Origin of the sequence: Stutzerimonas stutzeri, from assembly GCF_000935215.1 — a bacterium.
GTDB lineage: Bacteria > Pseudomonadota > Gammaproteobacteria > Pseudomonadales > Pseudomonadaceae > Stutzerimonas.
The window spans coordinates 1-234 of the sequence record NZ_JXXD01000386.1; the positions used below are offsets into that span (position 1 = coordinate 1).

Genomic DNA, 234 nt, shown 5'->3' on the forward strand with positions numbered 1-234 from the left:
GCGAAGTGGTGGAGCGTTATCTACGACTCGGGCAAGCCAACGCCCTACGTCCCGATCCACGAACCGTTCGAGCTGGTGGGGTGAACGCATGAACGTCATCACCGTGTTGCTCGTGCTTAGCCAGTCCCTGACGGTGGTAGCCATCGGAGCAATTCTCACCGCCATGCCGCAACTCGGATTTGATCAGGTCCAGGGCCGCGCTCCCGGCTCGTCGGATCACGCTTCACCGATCCG

At 61.5% G+C, this 234-nt stretch carries 1 protein-coding gene; it reads left to right on the top strand.

Annotated features, from left to right (window positions below; genetic code table 11):
- Positions 1 to 84: lysogeny maintenance protein PflM (pflM, locus tag LO50_RS24990; protein ID WP_162836520.1), on the top strand; the 84-nt coding region annotated here is incomplete at its 5' end.
- Between the last annotated feature and the right edge of the window lie 150 nt (positions 85 to 234).